This is a genomic window from Desulfosarcina alkanivorans, from assembly GCF_009688945.1.
Classification (GTDB): Bacteria; Desulfobacterota; Desulfobacteria; order Desulfobacterales; family Desulfosarcinaceae; genus Desulfosarcina; species Desulfosarcina alkanivorans.
In genome coordinates this window covers 15,493-40,917 of record NZ_AP021874.1, presented here as the reverse complement: position 1 = coordinate 40,917, position 25,425 = coordinate 15,493, and the positions used below count along the sequence as shown (strand labels likewise).

At 52.1% G+C, this 25,425-nt stretch carries 20 protein-coding genes, 2 tRNA genes and 1 pseudogene; 8 read left to right on the top strand and 15 right to left on the bottom strand.

Annotated elements, in window-relative coordinates; translation table 11 throughout:
• The first annotated feature begins 335 nt into the window (after positions 1 to 335).
• The 7 genes and pseudogenes from DSCA_RS00205 (at position 336) to DSCA_RS00170 (ending at position 7,578) form a co-directional block, all read left to right on the top strand.
• A complete protein-coding gene (locus DSCA_RS00205) occupies positions 336 to 737 on the top strand; it encodes a hypothetical protein (RefSeq protein ID WP_155314531.1) in 402 nt (133 codons plus the stop codon).
• Between the two features lie 241 nt (positions 738 to 978).
• Entirely contained in the window at positions 979 to 1,359 is a 381-nt protein-coding gene (locus DSCA_RS00200) for an HAD family hydrolase (protein WP_155314530.1), read from the top strand.
• Between the two features lie 638 nt (positions 1,360 to 1,997).
• Positions 1,998 to 3,770, top strand: a complete 1,773-nt coding sequence (locus DSCA_RS00190; protein ID WP_155314528.1) for an N-acetylglutaminylglutamine amidotransferase — start codon at positions 1,998 to 2,000, stop codon at positions 3,768 to 3,770.
• 61 nt (positions 3,771 to 3,831) lie between these two features.
• Positions 3,832 to 5,571 carry an N-acetylglutaminylglutamine synthetase gene (gene ngg / locus DSCA_RS00185; RefSeq protein ID WP_155314527.1) on the top strand — a complete coding sequence of 580 codons (1,740 nt, stop codon included), beginning with the start codon at positions 3,832 to 3,834 and terminating at the stop codon, positions 5,569 to 5,571.
• A 21-nt stretch (positions 5,572 to 5,592) separates the two neighbouring features.
• Positions 5,593 to 6,728: pseudogene (locus tag DSCA_RS00180) on the top strand (osmoprotectant NAGGN system M42 family peptidase).
• A 73-nt stretch (positions 6,729 to 6,801) separates the two neighbouring features.
• Entirely contained in the window at positions 6,802 to 7,020 is a 219-nt protein-coding gene (locus tag DSCA_RS00175) for a hypothetical protein (RefSeq protein ID WP_155314526.1), read from the top strand.
• Between the two features lie 111 nt (positions 7,021 to 7,131).
• Positions 7,132 to 7,578: an FKBP-type peptidyl-prolyl cis-trans isomerase gene (locus DSCA_RS00170; protein ID WP_155314525.1), complete on the top strand. Its 447-nt coding sequence runs from the start codon at positions 7,132 to 7,134 to the stop codon at positions 7,576 to 7,578.
• A gap of 238 nt (positions 7,579 to 7,816) precedes the next feature.
• On the opposite strand, the gene DSCA_RS00165 is transcribed toward DSCA_RS00170, so the two are convergent.
• The 15 genes from DSCA_RS00165 to mpl form a co-directional block, all read right to left on the bottom strand.
• Positions 7,817 to 8,947 carry a hypothetical protein gene (locus DSCA_RS00165; protein ID WP_155314524.1) on the bottom strand — a complete coding sequence of 377 codons (1,131 nt, stop codon included), beginning with the start codon at positions 8,945 to 8,947 and terminating at the stop codon, positions 7,817 to 7,819.
• Positions 8,948 to 9,408: 461 nt separating this feature from the next.
• Positions 9,409 to 10,341, bottom strand: a complete 933-nt coding sequence (locus DSCA_RS32100) for a hypothetical protein (protein ID WP_174783979.1) — start codon at positions 10,339 to 10,341, stop codon at positions 9,409 to 9,411.
• A gap of 256 nt (positions 10,342 to 10,597) precedes the next feature.
• Positions 10,598 to 10,675: transfer RNA gene (locus DSCA_RS00155), tRNA-Glu, on the bottom strand.
• A gap of 17 nt (positions 10,676 to 10,692) precedes the next feature.
• Positions 10,693 to 10,768 (bottom strand) — tRNA-Lys (locus DSCA_RS00150).
• A 206-nt stretch (positions 10,769 to 10,974) separates the two neighbouring features.
• Entirely contained in the window at positions 10,975 to 12,423 is a 1,449-nt protein-coding gene (locus DSCA_RS00145) for a TrkH family potassium uptake protein (protein ID WP_155314523.1), read from the bottom strand.
• On the bottom strand, positions 12,424 to 13,788 hold the full coding sequence (gene trkA / locus DSCA_RS00140) for a Trk system potassium transporter TrkA (protein WP_155314522.1): 1,365 nt from the start codon (positions 13,786 to 13,788) through the stop codon (positions 12,424 to 12,426). It lies immediately after the preceding gene.
• A gap of 201 nt (positions 13,789 to 13,989) precedes the next feature.
• Positions 13,990 to 15,240, bottom strand: coding sequence for a group II intron reverse transcriptase/maturase (ltrA, locus tag DSCA_RS00135; protein ID WP_197904613.1), 1,251 nt, complete (start codon positions 15,238 to 15,240; stop codon positions 13,990 to 13,992).
• A gap of 888 nt (positions 15,241 to 16,128) precedes the next feature.
• Positions 16,129 to 16,869, bottom strand: coding sequence for an energy-coupling factor transporter transmembrane component T family protein (locus tag DSCA_RS00130; protein WP_167527535.1), 741 nt, complete (start codon positions 16,867 to 16,869; stop codon positions 16,129 to 16,131).
• The gene (locus tag DSCA_RS00125; protein ID WP_155314520.1) at positions 16,857 to 17,606 is read right to left on the bottom strand and encodes an energy-coupling factor ABC transporter ATP-binding protein; all 750 of its coding nucleotides are present in this window, start codon (positions 17,604 to 17,606) and stop codon (positions 16,857 to 16,859) included. Before DSCA_RS00125 ends, DSCA_RS00130 begins: the two co-directional genes overlap by 13 nt.
• Positions 17,607 to 17,609: 3 nt before the next feature.
• Positions 17,610 to 18,170 carry a biotin transporter BioY gene (locus tag DSCA_RS00120; RefSeq protein ID WP_155314519.1) on the bottom strand — a complete coding sequence of 187 codons (561 nt, stop codon included), beginning with the start codon at positions 18,168 to 18,170 and terminating at the stop codon, positions 17,610 to 17,612.
• 278 nt (positions 18,171 to 18,448) lie between these two features.
• Positions 18,449 to 19,375 carry a biotin--[acetyl-CoA-carboxylase] ligase gene (locus tag DSCA_RS00115; protein ID WP_155314518.1) on the bottom strand — a complete coding sequence of 309 codons (927 nt, stop codon included), beginning with the start codon at positions 19,373 to 19,375 and terminating at the stop codon, positions 18,449 to 18,451.
• Positions 19,376 to 19,467: 92 nt separating this feature from the next.
• Complete coding sequence (locus tag DSCA_RS00110; RefSeq protein WP_155314517.1) at positions 19,468 to 20,481, bottom strand: NAD(P)H-dependent flavin oxidoreductase; 1,014 nt, start codon at positions 20,479 to 20,481, stop codon at positions 19,468 to 19,470.
• A 175-nt stretch (positions 20,482 to 20,656) separates the two neighbouring features.
• Complete coding sequence (locus DSCA_RS00105; RefSeq protein WP_155314516.1) at positions 20,657 to 21,670, bottom strand: beta-ketoacyl-ACP synthase III; 1,014 nt, start codon at positions 21,668 to 21,670, stop codon at positions 20,657 to 20,659.
• Positions 21,671 to 22,044: 374 nt separating this feature from the next.
• Positions 22,045 to 22,422, bottom strand: coding sequence for a hypothetical protein (locus tag DSCA_RS00100; protein ID WP_155314515.1), 378 nt, complete (start codon positions 22,420 to 22,422; stop codon positions 22,045 to 22,047).
• Between the two features lie 443 nt (positions 22,423 to 22,865).
• Entirely contained in the window at positions 22,866 to 24,290 is a 1,425-nt protein-coding gene (gene mpl, locus DSCA_RS00095) for a UDP-N-acetylmuramate:L-alanyl-gamma-D-glutamyl-meso-diaminopimelate ligase (RefSeq protein ID WP_155314514.1), read from the bottom strand.
• 226 nt (positions 24,291 to 24,516) lie between these two features.
• On the opposite strand from mpl, the gene DSCA_RS00090 reads away from it, so the two are divergent.
• Positions 24,517 to 25,356, top strand: a complete 840-nt coding sequence (locus DSCA_RS00090; protein ID WP_155314513.1) for an SIR2 family NAD-dependent protein deacylase — start codon at positions 24,517 to 24,519, stop codon at positions 25,354 to 25,356.
• Positions 25,357 to 25,425: the final 69 nt, after the last annotated feature.

The window sequence follows — 25,425 nt, the reverse complement described above, 5'->3', positions numbered from 1 at the left end:
GTTTGTTAGACCATTTTGAACTATAGCTTAGGTGGATGAAATGGGGGGCATCATTTATTCTGAAGATAGCTATCGTGTATACAGGATCCGCACTACCTTACAACCAATCGATCGGATTTAGAGCAGCCGCTTCCATTGGGTCCGCTTGTGGTAATTGGCATCACGATAAAAAATGATTACACAGAACTGCCATTTGCCGAACGAACGGCGTGAAAAATACAGTCTTGACCGTCAGAAACTACAGTATATTCATAATAGCAATAGATGTTGAATCGTGTTTGAGTTTAACCTAATTCAACTATATTAAAATTAACCTCAACATAAGGAGGCGTACTTTGTTATTCATCGGCTATTTTTCCTTTGATGAGATCGACGCTGACGGTAATCAACGGCATGGCTATTTTAGCAGCATTGTAGATGCGCAAACCCCTGACGATGCAGTATCAAAATTCGAAGCCCATATCAAAAATAAGAATAGCAAGGTCAGGGAAATGGCTAATGTGATTAACATTTATATTGAAGAGATCATGAGATTCGTTCGAATTCCTCAAAAACCGATCATCACCCGACTGCAATCTTCTTCTGGAGCGTTTCCTGCGTCCGTCAGTCATTCTCTTCCGGGCGTTGCCGGTAAGGAAGTGGAAGCCTTTGGTTTTGCACCCGATGTCGAAAAACAAGAGATGCTCAATGACGACAGTTACATCGAATCTAAACCGTTCATCACCTTTGACCGCTGAACTACCTACTGAAGCCAAACTGGCAAAGACTAAAAGGGCTTCTATATGAAATATTTCAACGACTGTCCCAGGTGTGGGCGAAAAGAAAAGAACTTGAGTTGTAGTGATTGGTTTCCAATTTATATATGCAATATAGGGGTATTTCACCTAACCCATATCGCCAGAATGGCATTCAGTCGTCAATATGGGGTAGTCAACCCATAGATACAAATTAAAATTTTTCGTAAAGTTAATCAAACTAATGAGATTCTATATTCTCCCAAAGCTTCTGGCGATACGATTTTTAATGAGTCAGGAAAATATCGATTCGTTGAGTACTGTGTTTGCCGGTGACAGCGGGAATGACCTGGACGCGCTGACCAGTGGATTGCCGGTGATTTTAGTAAAAAATGCTTCTCGCGATGTTTATCAAGCCACCTTCGACAAACTAAAAAGCATGGGACTGCAAGAGCGGCTTTATTTGGCAAAGGGGAATTTTATGGAAATGAACGGCAATTATGCCGCCGGCGTTCTGGAAGGGTTGGCACATTTCTTTCCCGAGACAGCGAATTGGTTAAAATATTATGCCATAGATGAGGTTGGCCAAGCCAAGAATAGACCTCCCCACACCAATTTTATGTGATGATTTTCACATCAACTTCCTTTCTTTATCGCATTCGCGATGCATAGGCTTAAAAACTACACGAATTCGAAGTCTTTCCGGTAAACAGCTGATTTTTTTTTCAAACAATGATCTCCTGGTTACCCGGGTCCGTAATTACTGGCGCATGACAGAACGACGCGTCGTCTTTTCAATCGGAGTCGTTTATCAGACGGAATATGAAATTTTAAAAAAAACGGCCGACATGCTTCGAAAAGTCGTTGATGATCAGCATTATGTACGATTTGATCGCGCCCATTTCAAAGGCTACGCAGAATTCGCGCTCATTTTCGAAATCGTCTACTATGTGCTCTCCCCCCCGATTAGACCCCATACATGACCATTCAGCAGACCATAAATTTGGAAATATTTAATCAGTTCGACAAACATGACATTGATTTTGCCTATCCCACTCGAACTATTTTCCTGTCTGACTTCCACAAGCACAGAGCCCGTGAATTGTCCCATTCAAATTCAATACAGCATGCATGAGACGGGTATACATAGATCCCCCCATTTGAATTTTGCCCTGCTATGTTAGCCTTTATAAATAGTGCACGATAAGTATTTCATAATTAATGAAATTGATTATAAATTCATCAAGAAGGGTGATGTAAAACATGTGTGGTATTTGTGGACAGATAAGTTTCAATGGTCAGCCGTCAGATGTTGAGTCCGTAATCAAGATGACAAATATAATGAAAAAGCGCGGCCCCGACGCTTTAGGCCTGCATGTGCATGGCGGCAACGCCATTGGACATCGGCGATTGAAGATCATCGACATTAGCGAACGCGCCCACCAGCCCATGGTGGACAACACTCTGGGGCTCTCCATCGTATTCAACGGTGCTATTTATAACTATCAAGAACTGCGTGTGGAGTTGGAGAAAGAAGGCTACTGCTTTTTTTCTCACGGAGATACCGAAGTCATCTTAAAGGCCTATCACGCCTGGGGAGAGAGCTGTGTCAAGCGATTCAACGGCATGTTCGCATTTGCCATTGTCCAGAGAGACAGCGGCAAGACCTTTATCGCTCGGGATCGACTGGGTATCAAACCCTTGTACTATGTCCGAACGGCCAACGCCTTTCGTTTTGCATCTTCTCTTCCGGCAATGCTGGTTTATGGCGACATTTCCCAGGACATCGACCCTATAGCGCTGCATCACTACATGACCTTCCATTCGGTGGTACCAGCACCGCATACGATCCTTAAGGACATAAAAAAACTGAAGCCAGGCACAACAATGACCGTGGTCCCGGATGGCAGCGTAAAGGAAAAAGCTTACTGGTCGCTGGATTTCACACCATCTGCAGATGAGGTAAAGTATGAATTGGAGGACTGGGCGGAGCTGTTGCTGGTATATCTTCGCTCGGCGATCAAGCGGCGTCTCACCGCCGATGTCCCTGTCGGCGTGCTCCTCTCCGGAGGACTCGATTCCAGTTTGATCGTGGGGCTTCTGGCAGAACTCGGACAGTGGAACGTCAGCACTTTTTCCATCGGCTTCAAAGACCTCAACGGTGAAAACGGAAACGAATTCGCCTATTCGGATATCATCGCCAACCATTACAGTACCGACCACCATAAGATCGAGGCACATGACAACCAAGTGCTGCCATCTCTGGAGCGGTGTATCAGCGCCATGAGTGAGCCAATGGTCAGCCACGACTGCATTGGTTTCTACCTGCTCAGCGAGGCCGTATCGCAACACGTCAAGGTCGTTCAGAGCGGTCAGGGGGCTGATGAAATTTTCGGTGGTTATCACTGGTATCCGCCGCTGATAGACAGTCGCGACGGTTTCTATGACTACGTTGGTCATTTTTTCGATCGTCCACACACGGAATATGTCGCTGCCGTCGATTCACGTTTTGTGGGCGATGACCATAGCCTTGATTTCGTTCACCGCCACTTTGACCAGCCCGGGGCGCAATCCCCGGTGGATCGTGCACTGCGTATCGACACCACTGTGATGTTGACCGACGACCCGGTCAAGCGCGTGGACAACATGACCATGGCATGGGGCCTTGAAGCGCGCGTGCCATTTCTTGACCACGAGCTGGTGGAGTTTGCTGCACGGATCCCGGCGATAATGAAAGTGGGTAACGGAGGCAAACATGTGCTCAAAGAGGCGGCACGATCAGTGATCCCGGCAGATGTTATCGATCGCCCCAAAGGCTATTTCCCGGTCCCGGCGTTGAAATATATTGATGGTGACTACCTGGCGTTTGTCTCCGATACCCTACGATCCGAGAAAAGCCGACAACGGAAGCTCTTTAATCCCGACTATGTGGATCATGTTTTGGAAAAGCCCGAAGATCATATCACCCCGTTAAATGGTTCCAAGCTATGGCAAATGGCGGTACTCGAGCATTGGCTGTCTGTTCATGGGCTGTAAACAATAAACTGTGCCTATCGTGACCAGGACTTTCCGACACCTAAAGAAGGAGGACAAGATAATGAATGCTCACAATCGTAGCGACCGCCTGGAGCGCATGACCAGCCTGTCTTTAAAAAACTGGCAACCAGCGACGGGTCACGATGCCGTGAGCCTAAAAAGCGATGCGGTCGTGGAGATGGGTTGGGGGAGGATTATTTTCGGTCATACCTTCTGTGACAACTCAAAACTGTTCGATACCATTTGTCAGGAGGGGGCAGGCAAGCGCGATATCGCCTTCTATCTGCGAGACCCCCATGTCATGGTTTCGATGGGACCAGACAAGTTGTTTATGGACCCCTCTCACACCTATCGGCTGTGGTTTCATGATTATCGTCCAGGACGCAAACGATGGCCGACATTCACCGTAAAACGACTCAGTACGAAAAGGGATGCAGAGGCCGTCAATCGAATCTACCGTTCCCGAAAAATGGTTCCCACCGATCCCGACTTTTTATTAAATTGCAATGCTTCTCGTTTGAGAACCTACCTGGTGGCGGAAGAGATAGAAAGCAAACAGATCATCGGCACGGTGACCGGCCTGGATCACGTCGAGGCATTCAACGATCCGGAATCCGGGGTCAGCCTGTGGTGTCTGGCAGTCGACCCTCAGGCCCATGCACCGGGCGTGGGTGAAGCGTTAGTGCGTCAGCTGGCGGAGCATTACCACGCCCGTGGCCGCAGCTACCTGGACCTGTCGGTCATGTATGACAATACCGAAGCCATTGCCCTATATGAAAAACTTGGATTCCAACGCGTTCCGGTCTTTTGCGTAAAGCACAAGAACCAGATCAACGAACCGTTTTTCACAGCCTCCGCGCCAGAGGAAAAATTGAACCTTTATGCCCGGATCATCACCGATGAAGCCCGACGACGCGGCATTCGGGTGGAGGTGATCGATGAAGAGCACAACTATTTCAAACTGATTCACGGCGGCCGATCGATCATCTGCCGCGAATCGCTGACCGAGTTAACGTCGGCAATCGCCATGAGCCGCTGCGACGACAAGCGGTTGACACATCGGGTCCTGAAGTCCGCGGGATTAAACGTGCCCCAACAATTACCGGCAAGCCTGGACGATGCCGGCGCCAACGCGGCCATCATGGAGGATTTGAAGCGGGTGGTCGTCAAACCAGCACGCGGCGAACAGGGCAACGGAATCAGCGTTGATGTGCGCTCACCGGAGGCGTTGGAAAAGGCCGTTGCCTGGGCAAGTCAATTCTACTCGGACGTGATTCTCGAATCCTATATGTCCGGCGAAGATCTGCGTTTGATCGTCATTGATTACAAGGTCGTTGCCGCGGCGGTGCGCAGACCGCCAGTTATTATCGGTAACGGACAGCATACAGTGATGGAATTGATTGAGAAATACAATCGCCGGCGGGATAGCGCCACCGAGGGGGAAAGCGCCATCCCGACCGACGATGAAACTCGGCGTTGCGTCCGGCAGGCCGGTTACGAATTGGATCAAGTGATCCCCGCGGAAAAGAAAATCAAGGTGCGTAAGACCGCTAATCTGCACACCGGAGGAACCATTGACGACGTGACGGGAATCATCCACGCGGCGTTGAGCGAGGCTGCTGAAAAGGCAGCCAAAGCTTTGGATATTCCGGTAACCGGACTGGACATGATTGTTCCCGACCTTAAAAGGGCCAAACATGTCATTATCGAAGCCAACGAACGCCCGGGATTGGCCAACCATGAACCGCAACCAACGGCGGAAAAATTTGTAGACCTGCTTTTTCCCCAAACCGCTGTGTAGACGCGAATGGAGAAATGAACCGTGAACCTTGTTCCCATTGATTCAGGCTACCTGAAACAGACACTCATCGAACTGCTGAATATTCACAGCCCATCCGGCTATACCGATCAGATTGTCCATTATGTTGGTCAAGAACTGCAAAACCTGGGTATTGCCCATAATGTCACCCGGCGGGGAGCCATTCGGGCAACACTAAAAGGCCGCATTAGAGATACGCTGGACCGAGCCGTTGCCGTTCACCTCGATACTTTAGGCGCCATGGTTCGAAAAGTGAAGGCCAGCGGACGCTTGGCAATCGCCCCGGTCGGTAACTGGTCCTCCCGTTTTGCGGAGGGGGGGCGGGTGACCATATTCGCAGAAAACGGTCCAAAAAGAGGTACTGTGCTACCGTTAAAATCATCCGGCCATGCCTACGGTGATCAGGTTGATACCCAACCCATCAGTTGGGACCATGTGGAGATTCGTGTGGATGAAAAAGGTCCAGAAAACATTGCTGTGCTGAGAAACGATATTCAGGTAGGCGATTTTGTGGCATTCGACGCGATGCCGGAAATATCCCCTGGCGGATTCATCAATGCCCGCCATTTGGACAACAAGGCTGGCGTAGCCATATTGCTAACCGTCGCCAACGCCATCAAACAAGCGCAGGTTAATCTGCCGATTGATTGTCATTTGATCTTTACCATCTTCGAAGAAGTCGGTTCGGGAGCATCAGCGGCGGTATATGGTGATGTTGCCGAGATGGTGGTAATCGATCATGCCCCAGTTGCGCCCAATCAGAATGCAACGGAATTTTGCGCTACGGTCGGAATGATGGATCAGAGTGGCCCTTTTGATTATCACCTGAACCGCAAACTGCTTGCGATTGTGAGGAACACGGTATTAGCCTCATAAAGGATGTCTTTCGTTTTTATCGCAGTGATTCTGCTTCAGCCATTGAGGCCGGTAACGATACCCGTACCACCCTGATTGGTTTTGGTATCGACGGTTCGCATGGATATGAACGAACACATATGTCATCCTTGGTCGCTGTTGCCGATCTAATTGCGCTGTATGTTCAAAGCGCGCCAACGTTCAGCCGCGATAAAGATGAACTGGCGTCTTTAAATGGGTTCCCTCATCAACCCGATAGGGAGGTGATACAAATTAAGACCTGATTTCAACGAATGCATTTCAACGAAGATGAAAAAGAAAATAGCCACTATATGGTAATCTGGAGAGCAATTAATCATGGAAATTTGCAATAATATAAAAACCGGCCAGGCATTTATTCATCTGGACGTCCGAGACAATGATCAAGCATTGATGATAACGCCCCAAGGAGTTGTCAAAGCCTTGGAGTATGATCTTTTCACGGAACCCGTCGAGGTTGACGAAAAAGAAATTTTGTCAGAAGGCAAGATTAACCACACACAATATAACATCTATAATCAATATCGTCAGAATTAACATCATCTTTTAACGGGTGAAACAGAATAAAAGGATTCGCCCATCAGCCGGAACCTTATTATTGGTTATTGCTGCCGCAAATATAATTTATCAAACGACAAAGGAGATTAAATGCGAAACGCACAAAAAGGAGATACGGTCCTGATTAAATTTACTTGTTCTTTTGATGATGGAAGCGAAATTACCACAACAGGAGAGAAAGAACCTCTTGAGCTTACCATCGGAGAAGGAAAACTCATCGATTGTTTTGAGCAAAGCCTGATTGGAATGTCGGAAGGCCAACAAAAAACAATCCATTTGCGACCTGAGCAAGTTGTAGGGGAAAGAAGACCTGAACTAATATCAGAACTTCCACTGCATGTTCTACCTGAACAAGACGAAGACCTTGAAGTTGGCAGCAGAGTTATGGTTAAGGATAATAACGGAAATGATGTCAAAGCAACGGTAACCCGTCTTACTGACCAGAATGTGACCATTGATGCCAATCATCCGCTGGCTGGTGAAGCGCTAACCTTTGATGTTGAACTAATTGAATTTGCGTATTTTTTATGTAAATAGGTGAGTGAACCGTCCGATCAAACCGTATTACAAGTTTCGTTATATTGGACAAAATTATGTATGGATAATTGCCTAAACGGACAATGAGTCGCAATGGGCTCAACCATCAAGTCAATTATAGTAATAGTAGATAAATATCACAATCACATAGAGTAAAAAATTGAACCAAATTAAGAAAACATAATTGAGGTTCAATATGATAGCCTCATAGCGGAATCCGGTGTATCATATGGTACTGTTAGAACCCAGGATGGCATGGAAAATGATCGTACCACTGGACTGACCACGGCTGGTAAAAAATGAATTCACAACGGCCTGGGCGATGCCTGGGCCGTGTTGCATCGCTTTTTTTAAACTGGTTGGTATGACTTTTGTTAATTAATTGATTTGATGAAAACAATGTTGCAAAAAAAACCATAACTAAATTCATTATTAAAAGAGCATCTGATGACGTTGCAATAATTTCCGTAGGTTTTGCTGTACTTTTCGTAGCTCTTTCAGAAACAATAAATCCTTGGAAAAATTTTATTAATGGTTCAGTGAAACGATTGATTGGAATTAATTCTTGAGTCTTTACTGTTGCGAATAGCTTCTTCATCTCTCCCTTGCCACTTTTTCCTTCTTCACCAACCAATATCTGTAAAAATCTCTGAACGGATCTATGCGCCATTGTAATAACTTCAGGATAGTTCTGTTCACGATAATTGGAGAACATTATAGATAAATCACCGTTTAAACTCTTCCATTTTGGGTCGGATAGAATGTTTAGTACCGGTGTGTAAATATTTTTTGTAATTTTTATATCTTGCCTTGGAATAAGTCCGATCCGAGTAATAATTACATTTAATGAGAACTGATCGAATATATGGTTTAAACAGTTTGACAATCTATCGAATTGTCTAAAAGCTTCTCTAATATTGGAATCTCGTTCTTCCTCTATTTCAGCTTTTTCAGTAATCCGATAATGATATTCATCAATATAATTTTCAGCAAATTTAGATAACATTAAATAGACCAGCTCCTCTGAACTATTTTCACTTAATAATATTTGCTTAAAATCTATAATCGCGGCATCTATTCTTTTATATTCATTACCCGACCCCCTTCTATTGCCACGCTCTGGGGGTATCTTGTGTAAATTTTTCCCAGGACATATTCGTAAATAATGTTCGTTAAGATATGATATTGTACCAAGAATCTCCTTGGAATACTTTTCAATCCAACCCGTATTAATCATATATTGGAGAGCATTGGCCTTTTCTGTTTTATCTAAATCAAGCCACCCCCTTAGTTCAAGATTAGGTTGAAGTTTTTCCTCCACTTGTGGATCATTTTCTCCATAGAGCCTGAATTTTTGTAATTCAACCATAACAATATTCCACTATTTAGAAGGTAAGAATCAGAGGTTTTGGCTAACAAATAGCCACAATTTGCGATGAAGGACGATTAAAAAATTATATCGAACCCCTGACCTTAGGGCTACAAGGCACCCAATTTTTAAGAAATGATCATTTGCCAAATATCAATGATCACCGGCAACGTCAAGGATTGAGGATTCCTTGCAACCTGGGGCAGGCAATTTATTTTGTCCGGGTTGGATATACGTGTCGGGCCGGCAATTGAATTTTTAGACCTGGCGCAAGACGAAAGGGAAAGCGGGAACTATGACCGGGCGACCATGCTTGATCTTGAAGCTAAAGGAAAGTTGCTTTTGATTCGGAAACGGTTGAAAGCCATTGACCGAAAAAGCCGGCGGCTGAAAGCTACATAAAATATGGGGTAATTTCGTCTTCCCTATTAGAAGACTGTCACTCTAATTTTCTAATAATATTATTCTTTTCGCTGTTTCCATTTTTCTGTATATATATGTCGCGACTCAACAGGGCCCAACATTCTTCCAGGGGAAAAACCATTATTCCCCACTAACAACTTATCATTTAAAACCTCCTCCCAAATATTTTTTCCTTTAGATTTAATCTCTACATAAACGTTTGTCAGTCCTCTTATCTTTTTGAAACAGTCATCCTTCACACTATAGTTGTATGTAGATTGCCATTTTTCTGATGGTGCGAGACTGAATCCCTGAAAGGGCCCGCCAAGGGACAATTTGCCATAATCGTTAAACTCAGTTGAATAGTTGATTGCTTCCAGTGGAACGGAATTAACTGGGTATGCATTACACTCAATTCCATTCGAATCTTTTAAATGCAGACGTATGTCTTCAATTATAATTGGTCGGGCACCGATATTACCCAACCAAAACGATGGGGTGAGTTTTTTATCAGTTATTTTACCATTGTTAAGGCTACTAAAACGCCAAGTAACCACATGAGAAATAGAACCAATGACTTTAGCTGGCCTAAGATAGGCCAAATATGGAACCAAAAAGGAAGCTGCCAAAGCAACAATTGAAATAATTAAAGGCAGATTATATCTGAAATACGATTGTTGAAGATCTGCAACCACTGCTGACAAAAGAGGGAAATTAATAGCGTTCTTGTCCCCGCCAACTTCTACAGCAAAGAGATGGACGTTTGACCCATCGTCTTGCTTATATCTGAATTTTTTATCTAAATGATAGTATAGCCGTCCAAAAATTATATCGTCGTCAACTTTCAATTTCCTTGCAATTGCAGAGCAATCAATAGGAACGAATATTTTTGTTTTACGAGAATGTTTGTCTTTATCAAATGAACAAAACTCTTTGTAGTAAAGGCCGTGAATAACTTTTAATATTTTTCGATCGGTAGGAATTTTCACCATATTTATGACTCCCTGGTCCCATCTATTCACAATTTGAATGGATCTGGGTCTGAATAGGCGAAGTGAACATTTGCCAATTAACAACGTTACCCAGCAAGGTCAAGATAATAAGGCCGCCATGCTTTGGCTTTTTTATTTTTGAAGGGGGGAAATGTGGGGGGAAATCAAATTTCCAATTTTGAAACAAAAAAGCCGCCTACACAGTAGCGATCTGTGCAAACGGCCGTTGAATAGGGATGTAACATATATTTTTAAGTGGCGTCCCCAAGGGGATTCGAACCCCTGTCGCCGGCGTGAAAGGCCGGTGTCCTGGGCCAGGCTAGACGATGGGGACGCATGCTTTTCCTTTTCTGGTGGGCCGTGTTGGGCTCGAACCAACGACTCTCTGCTTAAAAGGCAGATACTCTACCGACTGAGTTAACGGCCCCGAAGGGAAAAAACGTAACTACACGCCCGCCCCTTTTTTGTCAACATGAAATTTAGGAAAAAATATAATTTTTTGGATCATCATCGATGCGTACCGGCGAAATCGCGCATTCGTGACCCAGCGGCCATAAAAAGGGGCCCGGATGATGGTCGTAGCAGGCACTCCCGTCACCCATCCGCCCCCCCCCGCATCCGTTTCTTCCCCCGTCATTTCCGCCAGAATTCAGGCACGACCAGAATAATCAGGGTGTATATTTCCAGGCGGCCCAGCAGCATGCACCACGACAGCAGCCATTTTCCCCAATAGGGAATCTGGGAAAAATTTTCCACCGGCCCCACCAGCCCGAACCCCGGCCCGATATTGCCGATGGTGGCGGCAACGGCCCCGAGGGCGGTGACAAAATCGACCCCGATGCCGGCCAGCAGCACCGTGGACAGTGCAAACAGGGCCATGTAAAGCGCCAGAAAACCGAGAACGCTCCTGACAACATCTTCCGGCACGGCTTTCCCGCCGATCTTGATGTGGGTGACCGCCCGGGGGTGAATCATGGCAAAAAGCTCTTTGTAGCAATACTTGAAGCAGAGCATGATGCGCAGACACTTCATGCCGCCGCCGGTGGACCCGGCCGACGCGCCCACGAACATGCACAGGAAGATGATGGTCTGCGACATGGCCGGCCACATCTCATAGTCGGCCGTTGCATACCCGGTGGTCGTCACGATGGAGATCACCTGGAAGGCGGCGTAGCGCAAGGCCTGACCGGCATTCGCATAGGCCGTCTGGTAGATGTTAAACCCGACCACGAGGGTCAGGATCAGGCACATGGCCAGATAAAACCGGCATTCCGAGTCTTTCCAGAAGGCCAGTGGCCGCCCCTTCAGGAGCTGATAATGAAGGGAGAAGTTGATACCGGCCAGAAGCATGAAAACGGTAATGACCACGTCGATGTAGACACTGTCAAAGTGGGCCACAGACGCGTTTTTCGTAGAAAACCCGCCGGTCGGCATGGTGGTGAAGGCATGGTTGAGGGCATCGAAAAAGCTCATGCCGCCGGCCATCAGCAGCGCTGCTTCGGCCACGGTGAACAGGGCGTATACCTTCCACAGGACGACGGCGGTGTCACGAATCCTGGGTTTGAGCTTGTCCGGCACGGGGCTGGGCACTTCAGCCTTGTACAATTGCATGCCGCCCACCCCCAAAAACGGAAGGATGGCGATGGACAGGACGATGATACCCATTCCCCCCAGCCACTGGATAAAGCTGCGCCAGACCAGCAGCCCCCGGCTCAACCCCTCGATGTCCGTCAGAATCGACGACCCGGTGGTCGTAAATCCGGAAACGGATTCGAAGAACGCATCCACAAAACAAAAGGGGGCGCCGGAGAAATAAAAGGGCAGCGCCCCGAACAGGCCGATGGCCGTCCATCCCACGGCCACAATGGCCATGCCCTCCCGCTGGCTGATGGTTTCGGTCTTTTCGTGCCTGAAGATCAGCGTCAGGATGGCGCCGGCAGCCAGGGTGACCCCCATGGCTTTGACCATCGGCATCAGGCTGCGATCCATGGCAAACAGATCGAAGGCCAGCGGCAGCACCATGGTAGCACCGAAGAACAGGGTCAGCACCCCGACGGTGTTCAGGATATAACGCCAACGCATTTAAATGTACTCCAGTTTCACGGCCAGGATCTTTTCGACGCCGGGGATGGCTTCACGGGTCGCAAAAATGATGATCCGGTCGTCCGGTTCGATGATGCTTTCGCCGGTGGGAATGATGATCTTTTCCCTGCGGATGATCCCGGCCACCATGGACCCCTTGGGGAAAGCAATCTTTCTCAGGGGTTTGGACACGATGTCGGAGGTGGGCAGGGCCAGGGCCTCCATCACCTCCCCCTCTTCCCCCTTGATGGAGATGGCCGACAGCACCTTTCCCCGGCGGATATGCTGCAGGATGGAGTTGATGGCCGACAGCCGCGGGCTGACCACCTGTTCGATGCCGATGGTGGACATGAGGGAAAAATAGCTGAATTTATTGATCTGGGTGATGGTCTTGGCGGCACCCAGCCGTTTGGCCAGCAGCGACGCCAGGATGTTGGTTTCCTCGTCGCTGGTCAGGGTCACCACCAGATCGGTGTCATGAATATTTTCCTCCACCAGCAGGCTCTGGTCCGATCCGTCGCCATGGAGCACGACGGTTCGATCCAGACGCTCGGCCAGGAAATCGCACCGGGCGGCCCGGTTTTCAATGACCTTGCAGGAAAGCGACCGGGCCTCAAGCTGTTTGGCCAGGCGATAACCGATCCGCCCGCCGCCGATGATCATAACGCGTTTTACGGGTGTGGCGTGCTTGTCGAAGATGGAAAGGTGGTTGAACAGGTTTTTTTCTTCGCTGATAAAGTAGACCAGGTCCCCGGCACGCAGGTGATTGTTCCCCTTGGGGATGATCAACTGGTCGTCCCGCACGACCGCGGCGATCAGCGGCCGCTCGTCTTTCAGAACAGCGGGCAGGTCGGCGAGCCGAACGCCCGCCAGGCGGGAACCGGGCTCCAGATAGACGCCGACGAATTTAATCCGGCCGTCGGCAAACTCCCCCACGTCCACGGCTCCCGGAACGCTCATGAGCCGTTCGATGGTCCGGACCACCTCGATATCGGGGTTGATCACCGTATCGATATGGGGTGCACTGGTCTTGAAGGCATCATGGTAGCGGTCGAAATCCGCCCCCCGCAGCCGGGCCAGTTTCTTGGTGCTGGGAGACAGGGTATCGGCCACCAGACAGGCCACCAGGTTGACCTCGTCGGAATCGGTGACCGCCAGAATGATCTCAGCTTCCCGGATACCGGCGGTCTCGAGGATGGTGGGGCTGCTCCCCGAACCGGCCAGGGTCTGAACATCGACATTTTCAGTGAGCCGTTTCAAGGCCTGCTGATCGGAATCGATAACCACCACATCCTTGTTCTCCAGCGCCAGGCGGCTGGCAATGTGGAATCCCACTTCCCCGGCACCGACAATGACTATTTTCACAACAGAACTCCTTGTTGAAAGGGCCAGCGGCCCTGTCGGAAACACTCAGCCTCGATTTCGTATAAAGCTTTTCAGGCCCCTGCATGACCCAATATCCGAAAGGAACCGAAAAGGCGATAGGGGTCGGGAAGGGCCGTCGCCCTCCCCGCCCTCCGAACCGTGCGTGCGGTTCTCCCGCACACGGCTCTCCAGTCGGTGGTTTCAACATCGTGATTGGCTTGCCAGTGCATGGGCTTCGGTCATGGTGAAAAGCCCACGCTCAGCAAAGAAAGCATTCGGCCAGCGGGTATGGTCTTTACGGCATTGACCCATTCCAGGACGCTTCTGCTGTTTCCGTAGCACCGATCGAAGCCGACGACGGATAAATCCATCGACCGATTTGAACTCATTGGAATTCGCATGTTTGAAATAACCAAACCACCCACGCAGCATCGGGTTCAGGTCCTCAATAATGTGTTTGAGGCTGTTTCCTCGCGTGCGCCGGGTCTTGGTCCGAATGCGATCCCGCAAGGCGTTCAAACTTTTGCGGCGGACCCATCGTCTTCCAGCCTCGAACCGATATCCCAGAAACTCGAAGCCTTGCCCCGGTACCGTGCAATCCCCCACGTGGGTTTTGTCCGGATGCAAGGTCAGACCGTTTGCCGCTACCCAGGCGTTTATAACGGCCAGCGCCGATTGAGCCGTCTCCGGGCTCGGGCACATCACGACAAAGTCATCGGCATAACGCACCATGCGGTACCCTTTGGACCGCATCAGACGGTCCAGCGGATGCAGGTACAGGTTCGCCAACAGCGGGCTGATAACCGCACCTTGCGGCGTGCCACCAATCGGCGTCCATCGCTTGAGCTCGCTGATGATATCCTGTTTGAGATACCCGTGAATCAGGTCGAGAACCCGCCCGTCGCTGATGCGCGTTTCCACCAGCGCCATCAACCGGTCATGGGCAATGGTGTCGAAGTAGCTCGCCAGGTCCGCATCCACGACATGGGTGCAGCCATTCTTAATCAGGCGGTCCACCTCTCGAAGGGCGCTCTTGCAACCGCGCCCCGGTCGGAAGCCAAAGCTCGTCTCCTCGAATTCCTTTTCGAAAATCGGTTCTATCACCAACTTCAACGCCGTCTGCACGATGCGGTCCTTGACCACCGGAATTCCCAGTGGGCGGGTCTTACCCGGTCCCTTGGGGATCTCCACGCGCTTGACCGGCTGGGGGCGATAGGTTCCCGATTTCAACGACTCCGACAATTCCTCAAGGTAAGCCGACGCCTTGTACCCAAACCGTTCGATACTCTGGCCGTCCACACCTGCCGACCCCTTGTTTGCGGCGACCTTCTGCCACGCGATTTCAAGGGTTCGCTGACGGGCAACCTTGTCGATCAGGCTGAACCATGTGCCTCCTTTGACGCCGTTTTCCAGCGCCGCCAACATGCGCTCTGTCCAGATCGAGGCTTCCACCCAACTTCGGGTTTCTGTGCCTTGTTTAGTCCCGCCGCGACGGGACACTGGCGACACGTAGCTTGTGCATTGCCTGTTACTGGATTTCACACATCCACCTTCCTGCCTCCCTTCCCTCGGCACGGGTTTGCTCTCCGCGCTTCTCACGACAGTCGCCGCTGCAGTACTATGAAGGCTCTGACTCCTGTCCACATCACCCCACAGACAGGTCTCCCCGCTTTACCCACGACGCCTTCCGACCATTCCATCTCCAACCACCTGACGTCCCCCTGTCCCAGCTTTAACACGCTACCCCTTAGCTCGGCAGGTCCCCTTTCTTCGGGTAGAGGCTTCGCCATTCTCCAAGCAGGCTCGCCGGCAACGCCCGGCCGAATCGAGTTCGTCATCCTACGGACTGGTCGTTCACCTCCGGTTGCTTCCCACCCCGCCTCACGGCGACGCAGTTACCTTCGGTTACAGGCCCGGAGAGCGATAGGCCTGAAGAGGACTTGCACCTCTTTGACATCGTGCGCTCACGGGCGCACTAGGAGCGGCTTCCAGCCGCGATTGTCCAGAATGCATCGCGGCTGGAAGCCGCTCCTACGAAAAACGACCCAGTTCTGATTAGTTCCTTAGAAGTCGCTTTTCCGACGGGTTCGTAAAAAAGCCGAGATCAAGGCTTGCGAATCCCGAGGAATGAGGCGTACTGACGGTACTCCGCAATGACGAGGGATGAAGCGTAACGCAGATATCGGCTTTTTTACGAACCCGTCGATTTTCGCTGCTATGCCTTACAACACCGCCCATGCGGTGTCAAACCTTGGTATACCGATATTCCGCAGCACTGTCCGCAGGGTGTGCCGGGCAACGGCCATAAACCGGAAGCACACAATTTCTGCAAGCTTTCACTCAAGGGAAGAACACGGTCAGAAAAAGAAGCAGCGCGGCCCCCGCGGCCAGGGCATCGCGCCGTTTAAAAACGAGTTCCGGAAGGGTGCGGTGCTCATGGTAGCACCGGGCCTGCATGGCCACCGCCAGTTCGTCGGCACTTAAAAACACGCGACGGAACAAAGGGATGGTGAACCTCATGAGCCGGACCATCGGGTTCCTGCGCCTTTCGATCCCCCTGGCACGCTGGGCATCGGAAATTTCAGCGGCCTGAAAAAGAATGACCGGAAGAAACCGCACCACCAGGCCCACCATGGTGGCGGCCATTCTTTCATTCACGAGAGGAATCGGCCTCAAAAACCAGACCAGGGCGGCGCGGATGTCGGCGGTCCGGGTGGTGGCCATCAATACGATCCCCATGCACACCACCAGCAGCAGCCGCCAGCAGACCACCAACGCGTCTTCGGCCAGGTCCAAAGAGATGGATGGCACCCATCCATGATCGAAGGTGACCGATCGCAGCCCGAAGACAAAGAAGAGAAAAAAAAGAAAATAGCGGATTTCAGCCAGCAGGCGGGCCGGACGTAATCCGGCAACATTCAGGCAACATATCATCACAGCGGAAAGCGACGTCAAAAAAACCAGCCCCCCCATGAGGCTCATCATGCTGAAGCCCATGAGCAGGGCCTGTTTGGTTCTCGGATCCAACCGGTGAAGCAGCGAATCGCCGGGAGAAAAACCGATGGTGGTCAGTTCACCCATGGCAGGATGCCTTTGCCCAGCTGCACGGAACATGGCGGCCGGATGCCGTAGCGCGCGATACCCGCCATCACCTCGGCCGGACGACCATCTTCGACCACACGACCGTTGGCCATGACCACCAGTCGCTGGGCATGGGCGACCACCTTTTCCAGGTCATGGGTGGTAATGATGATGGTATGGCCACTTTTATGAAGTTCGAGAATCTGGTCGAGCACCAGGCTGGTGGCCGGAAAATCAAGGTTGGAAAAGGGTTCGTCCATCAGGAGCACACGGGGGGCCATGGCCAGCACCCCGGCGATGGCCAGGCGCCGTTTTTCACCCCCGGACAGATGGTGGGGCTGCTTGTTTTCAAACCCCGAAAGATCAACCGCAGCCAGCGCCCGTTGGACCCGCCGGTCGATCTGTTGCCGCCCCAATGACAGGTTTTCCGGACCGAAAGCCGCGTCATCGTAAACCGTTTCTCCGACAATCTGGCTGTCGGCATCCTGAAAAACCATTCCCACCTGCCGGCGGGCCGCCAGGGGATCTTTTTTAACCGACTTGCCGCAAACGGTCACCGACCCGGATTCGGGAAAAAGCAGGCCGTTCAGGTGGCGCAGCAGTGTGGTTTTACCCGAGCCGTTGGCACCGGCGATGACGGTGAATTCTCCCTCCTCGAAGGAGAGGCTTACATTTTGGAGCCCCTGCGTGCCATCGGCAAAGCGATGGCAGAGGTTGGCGGTGCTTATGATGGACACGGTTTATCCAGCCGCCCGCACGACGCCAAAATGCCCATCGATCATGGGCCGAAGCGCCCGGGCGATGGGAATGGCAGCGGCAATTTTCAATGCATCGCCGATCAGAAAGGGCAGCATGCCCACGCCAGCCGCCTTGGAAAGGCTCATTCCGGTAACCACCTTGAGCCAGGAAACCCCGAAGGCGTATACGGCCAGGGTACCGGCCACCATGGCCAGGATATCGACGGCCAACCGCCCGTGCCCCCTTTCGGAAATGATACCGACCAGGTAGGCGGCGGCCGCAAATCCGAGCAGGTACCCGCCGGTGGGGCCGACGAATTTACCGATACCGCCGGTACCGCCGGCAAAGACCGGCAGGCCCACGGCGCCGGCCAGCAGATAAACGCCCACGCTGATCAGCCCCCAGCGGCCTCCCAGCAACAGTCCGGCCAGCATGACGAACAGGTTTTGCAGGACAATGGGCACCGGGCCGATGGGAATGGCGATATAGGCGCCGGCAGCCGTCAGGGCAGCCATGAGGGCCGCATAGACCATGCGTTTCAATTGTCGGGCGGATGCATCCATATTATGTGTTTCTCCTTACGGTGGTTATTTGAGAAAGGGTTCAAGGGGTCGAGGGTTCAAGGATTCAAGGGGGCCGGACGCGTCCTCCCAATATTTTAGGAAAATCTTGAGAATCATCATTGACTCCCTGATATTATTTCAGAAATGTCAGATGGTGGTTCAGGTCAAGGCCGCAGCGTTTTCGAAACCGCAGGCGCGGCAGCGCTACGTCGGGGATGGTGAAAACGCGAGAACGCCGGCCTGGGCCGCAAGTTGACATTTCAGTAAGAACCTGCCGATTATCGGTGAAAGCAGTCTCCATATACCACGGTCCGGCGGCTCCCGTCGGCCAGTCGCAGGACCAGGCCCCCATGTTCATCCAGCGCCTCGGCGGTGCCCTCAACCCGATCCTTGACGGTAAACACCCTTACCTTGCGGCCAAGGGTCACATTGCAGGATTGCCACTGGTCGATCACCTGATGGGGATCAAAGGCCCGGATCCGCCGCTCAAACGCTTCCAGGAAAGCCGTCAGGATCTCGCGCCGCGGCACTGTCCGCCCCATCAGCGTTCGAAGTGAAACGGCGATGGGCTCTTCGGTTTCCGGGGCGTTGTTGACGTTAAGTCCCACACCGATGTTCATATGGGCGACCTGATCCCCTTCGGCTTCCATCTGGGACAGCACACCGCAGATCTTATGGTTGCCGACCAGGATATCGTTGGGCCACTTGACGTGTGCATCGACATGATACAAAGCCCTCAACTGCTCGGTCATGTCGAGGGCCGCCGCCAGATTCACCAGACCGGCCATCATGATGGGAATATCCGGCCGAACCACGACGGTGAAATAAAGACCGCCGTCGGCAGACAACCAGATCCGTTTCATGCGCCCCCGTCCGCAGGTCTGGCGCTGGGCCACCGCCACGGTAAAATCGGGGCACCCCTTCCGCGCCAGGGACATGGCTTCATCCATGGTGGAGGTGGTTTCGGGAAAATAACGGATCCGGTCCCGCCATTCATCGAATGCCCATGGCATCAGGCAGTCTGGATCACGGGGCAGACAATAACCTTTGGGGGAAGATACGATGGGTATGCCGGACTGGACGAGGCCTTTGATGTGTTTCCAGACGGAGACCCTGCTGACGCCCAACTCCGTGCTGAGCGTTTCACCGGAGACCACATCCCTGGCCTGACTTAAAATGGTTACAATCTTCTGTTTGGCGTCCATCTGGTTAACCTTTCAATGAAGAATGGTTAACCAGATTCAGGACGGGATGTCAACCGCATATCGCAACGGCCGGGCAGGGAAACGGGAGCGCTTCAGCCGGCAAATCGCCTGGAAAGCCGCTGCATCTCATCCTCTGCATCGTTGATCAGTTCATCGAATATGCCCTGGAGCGGCAGGATTTTGTCCGCCAGGCCCACGCTCTGGCCGGCCATCAGGGATCCCTTTTTCATATCGCCGTCAACCACGGCATTTTTCAAGGCCCCCATCCAGAACCGTTCCACCTCGTACTGGGCTTCCATGCGATCGATGGTGTTGTCTTCGAGTTTTCTGATCAGGTTTAACTGCAGTTTCCCGAATTCATTCGTTCCCACATTTTTCAGCGCGCGAACGGGAATCACCGGAAGGCGGCTGTCAAACTGGGGGGTGGCAACGGCATCGCGCGCCTTGGCCCGCCGGAAGGTCTCTTTGAATTTGGCATGCACGGCACACTCTTCGGACATGACGAAGCGCGTGCCCATCTGGATACCTGCCGCCCCCATCATCAACAGGTGGGCCATCATCCGGCCGGTGGCGATTCCCCCGGCGACAAAAATGGGGACGGACTCGACGTTGAAAAGGATCTGCTGGATCAGGACGGTCAGCGACACCGGACCGATGTGGCCACCGGCTTCGGACCCCTCCAGAATCAGTGCATCGGTCCCCATTTTGATCAGCTTCAGGGCCAGCTGTTCGGTCGGTGCAAAACAGATTACCCGTGCCCCGCTGTCCTTGGCGCGTTGAATTTCATTTTCCCTGGGTATGGAACCGGCAAAAACGACCACGCGGCATCCCATCTCGCACACCATGTCCAGCTGCGACTGGTAGGCCGGCGCAATGGTGATCAGGTTGACGCCGAACGGATGGTCCGAGAGCGAGCGGGTCGCTTCGATCTCCTTTTCAAGCACATCGACGGGGGCGTTGCCGCCGGCCAACAGGCCGAACCCGCCACAACGTCCCATGTGGCTGACCAGTTGGGGATCACTCACCCAGGTCATGGCACCGCACATGACAGGCACCCGGCAACCTAAGAATTGCCGGCCTTTTTCAAAAAATCGATCGAGCAGCATACAGCCACCTCCGTAATTTCACTGATGTCCGGTTTAGGATACCGGGGAAAACCGGAAAGGAGAAAATTCACCTGCCAGGAGCAATGGTTCGGGCAGGGCCGCAGGGAGGAAGCCGCATTGGTAATCCGGCGACGGCCGATAACACTGCCCAAGACCATGGCTTTCAGGCAGGCATCTACCACCGCATCAAAATAGCACCATAGGTAAGACCGGCACCAAAAGAATCCAGCAGGATCAACTGCCCCTTTTTAATCCTGCCGTCCCTGACAGCCTCATCCAGCGCCGTGGGGATGGTTGCCGCCGAGGTATTGCCGTATCGGTCCACGTTCACCACGACTTTCTCCATGGGGCATTTCAGCCGCTTGGCCACGGCCTCGATAATCCGGAAATTGGCCTGGTGGGGAATAAACCAGTCCACATCCGCCATGGTGAAGCCGTTGCTCTCGAGGGAACGGTTGGCAAATTCGGCCAGGGTGCGCACGGCCACCTTGAAGATTTCCTTACCGGTCATCCGCATTTTATGCAGGTTCTTGAAAAATCGGCCGGGGGTCACTTCCATGCTTGATCCGCCGGCGGGAATGTAAAGCAACTCCCACAGGTTGCCGTCGGACAGCAGATGGCTGGACAGGATGCGGGCCGGTGCATCCGGTGCGCAGCGTTCCACCACCGCCGCGCCGGCACCGTCGCCAAACAGGATACAAGACCCCCTGTCCTGCCAGTTGATAAACGGATTGAGCACCTCCGCGCCCACCACCAATGCCGTCCGTGTCTGCCCGGACCGGATGAACTGGTCCGCCGTGGCCAATCCGTAGACAAAGCCTGAACAGGCCGCATTGATGTCCATGGCCCACGCCTGGGGAGCGCCGATTTTGTGCTGCAGCCAGCAGGCCGTCGATGGAATCAGGGTGTCCGGCGTACAGGTCGCATAGATGATCTGGTCGATGTCTCCGGGAGTCCGGCCGGCCATGTCAAGAGCCTTCCTGGCCGCCGCCACCCCCATCGAAGAGTTGTGTTCGTCGGGATTGGCCAGATCGGAAAACCGACGTTCTTGAATACCCGTGCGTTCACGGATCCACTGGTCATTGGTGGAAATATGGTCCTTTTCCAGTCGATCGACAATTTGATCGTTGGTGACCCGACCTTCGGGAAATGCGCGGCCGGTTCCGATAATCGTGGTGGCATATTTCATGGATTGTCAAAGCCCCCGAGTTGCAATCGGACCAAGATGGGTGTCATTTACCTACCCAACCGCCTCTGACTGCACGTATACTCGTCTTAATTATTTGTTATTAAATAGATTTAATTTGTCTTAAACGAGGCCTGCAAGTAATTTAAACCTATGGCATTGTCAAGGGTTTTATAGCTTGGAGGCGCCTGGTCAGGATGTGCGTTGAGCAAAGGAAGGGATTCAGAAAAGCCCTTAACATTTGGTTATGTATTATTTTTTAAGATTCAGGCACGCCGTATGGATTCCGGTCATAAAAACAAGTGCGGTCGTTTGCCGACCGCAGCGCAAACATCGTTAACGCTTATGACTACCCTTAACAATTCAAAACTAGTAAATCAGTCGTCCTTTTCCGCGTCATCATCGGCAATGTGTATTTTAGGCCGCCACGTCGCGTTGTGGCTGGCATCCTCAAGGATATCCTTGCGGATAAAGGAAAGGTACTGGGCCATTTTCGTGTTTTCCCAGTTATCGGCCCACCCTTCCCCGTCACCGATCAGGATCGCTTCGATCATTAATTTATCAGATTTTTCGGAAACCTGGGTTTCATCAATATGCGCAGCGGCATAAGCCCGCTGGAGCCGAAGCTCCATTGCCGCCAGCAAATTTTCGACCAATTTACCGGTCGACAGGCCCAGGTGTTTGGCCCGTTTTTTTAACATTGCATATGCCGCCGCACTCATGGGGAATTGAACCGGTTTGGTATCGCCTGCCATGTATCGACATTCCTGTTTTTATTTCTTTAAAAACACAATGGGCTTTTTATTTTTTTCGATTCCATGAATCAGACCGCCGCCCGCATGCGACCGGTTGGCCCACGATGGACCGATCTTTTTCCCAACGGGGATTTTTCTTTAATTACAATATATTTTTTAAAATATCTACCAGATATTAAAAAAAGTTGACCGATCCGCCCTGCTGGCCCCGAACAAAGGATCCTGACCCGATCAGAAATCAGGAATCAGAAGGCGATCGATGCCGCTGCGCGCCTGCAATTATATACGAAGGAAGGAGCCGATGGCGAAACTGTCTTCTGGATGCTGAATTCTGGCTCCTGGATTCTTTTGAAATGCCACCAGCACTGCCACCGCCCTTGACCTGGCCCAAAGAGCCCGGTTTTCAGGTGCAATAAACCGGCACGGCGCACCGAATTTTCGATCTAGAGCGCCTTGAGCAGTCGTTCGTGGATATTGTCAAAGCCCCCGTTGGACATAATCAGAATGACATCGCCGCGGGTCGAGGATTCGGACAGGTCATCAATGATGGATTCCGTATCTTCAAAATAAACCGCATCCTTTCCTCGTCGCCTGAGATCGGCGACGAGCCGTTCACTGGAAAACCGTTCCCCCCGGGGAACTTTTTTCAGCAACGGCGGCTTGCGGATGCAGATTCGATCCGCCGCATCGAACACGGTGGCATAGTCCTGCTGAAAAATCTTGCGCATGCTCGAATTGGTTCGTGGTTCGAAAACAGCAACGAGCCGGTTTTTGGAGAAATGGGATTTCACCGCCTTCACCGTCTCCCTCACTGCGGTGGGGTGGTGCGCGAAATCGTCCATCACGATGACGCCCCGTTTCTCGCCGCGAATCTCCTGCCGGCGCCGAACACCGGCAAAACTGTCCAGCGCCCGTGCAATTTGACCGGACGGTACGCCCAGGTAATCCGCCACCGCCACGGCTGAGATCGCATTTTTCAAATTGTGGGCACCGATCATCCGCGTTCGGAACGTCCCGAAGTCCATACCATTTTTAAACGCTTCAAAACGGGTGGCGGGCGGCTCGATAAAAACCCTGCCAATGCGCCAGGAAGAATCGGGCTCCAGACCGTAGGACATCCGTTTACACGAGGCCAGACCAACCAGTCCGCTGACATTGGGATCGTCGTCCACGCTGACCAGCAGCGAATCCGGTTTGAAGGCCGTGAGGAAACGCCCGAATGCGCTTCGAACGTGGTCCAGATCCCGATATATATCGGCATGATCGAATTCAACACTGGTCAAGATAGCGGCATCCGGCGTATAATGAAGAAACTTGGGGCCTTTATCGAAAAAGGCGGTATCGTATTCATCCGCCTCGATAACCATGCAGTCTCCCGCCCCGGTTCGGTAGTTGCTTTTAAAATTGGGCAGGATGCCGCCGATAATAAACGAAGGATCCCGGCCAGCGGAAAAAAGAATCCAGGCCAGCATGGCGGACGTGGTTGTCTTTCCGTGCGTGCCGGCCACCAGCACCTGACGCTTGCCGGCGGCAGCAAAGCGATTGACCGCCTGGGGCATGGAGCAATAGCACAGCGCCATCTCGCCGATGGCGACCACTTCCGCATTGTCACGGGAAACGGCGTTGCCGACCACAACCAGATCCGGCCGATGGGACAGGTGGGATCCGTCGAACCCGGCCATGACCGCGACCCCGTTTTCTTCAAGGAAACGGCTCATTGGCGGATAGACATGGCTGTCCGAACCGGTAACCCGGTAGCCCATGTCTTTGAGCATGCAGGCCAGGGCACCCATGGCCGTGCCGCATACGGCAATCAGGTGAATGGAGTCCACTTTCTCCGGGATTCGGTTGTTTTCCGGCAGAATCATGGTGCCAGCGTCCTTTATTTGCAATGGGTCTGGTTGTCGAAAGCGTGCCCGATGGTCTTGTTTGTAAACGATTTACTTTCGAATCACAAGCGGTTCATGTCCCGTTTTGCATCGCTTCGACGGCAGCCGGCAAGGGCAACATGCGCAGCGGTGGTTCCAGAGACAGGTTATCCCCGTTGCCGGCCATGGACGGGATGGTAGCCGCCTTCTTTCAAGGTGAGAACAAATGGGCATCGAATCCGCCACACATCTGTTGACCGAGGTTATCCATCGCCATGAACCCGTCACCGTTCTCACCGGCGCGGGCATCTCGGCTGAGAGCGGCATTCCCACATTCAGGGGGCCGGAAGGATTCTGGACCATCGGTTCCCGGGAATACCATCCCCAGGAAATGGCCACCCGGGCCATGTTCAACGTGGATCCCGAATCCGTCTGGGTGTGGTACCTGTATCGCATGGGCCTCTGCCAAAAGGCCCGGCCCAACGCCGGCCATCTGGCCCTGGCAGAAATGGAATCCCTTCTGGGGAACCGATTTACCCTGATCACCCAGAATGTGGACAACCTGCACATCCTCGCCGGAAACAGCCTGTCGCGGACCCTACAGATTCATGGCAATATTTTTCAGGCCCGTTGTGCATCGGGCTGCACGGATTCCATCCTCCCCCTTCCCGCCGGCCTGAAGCCTAAAGCGAAAGGGGGCAGGCTGACCGAAAATGAACGGCGGCGCCTGACCTGCCCCGCGTGCGGCAGCTGGGTCCGACCGCATGTACTCTGGTTCGACGAAACCTATAACGAACGTCACTACCGATTTAACAGCGCACTGGAAACGGCAGCACGGACGCGCCTGCTGATTACCGTGGGCACCGCCGGCGCAACCAACTTGCCCAGCCATATCGCCGCCATCGTATATAAAAATGGCGGTCTGATGATTGACATCAACGTGGCCGACAACCCTTTTGCCGGCCTGGCCACCGGATCGGGCCAGGGCACCTTTGTCAGGCGCACCAGCAGTGATGCATTGGTCGAAATGGCCCGTGCCGTTGCCTTGGCCCAGTCCAATCTTTAATGATATCCATTATTTGATTTGACACACACACGTCGTATGGGCTAATATAATGGCGAATTGTCACCGCCT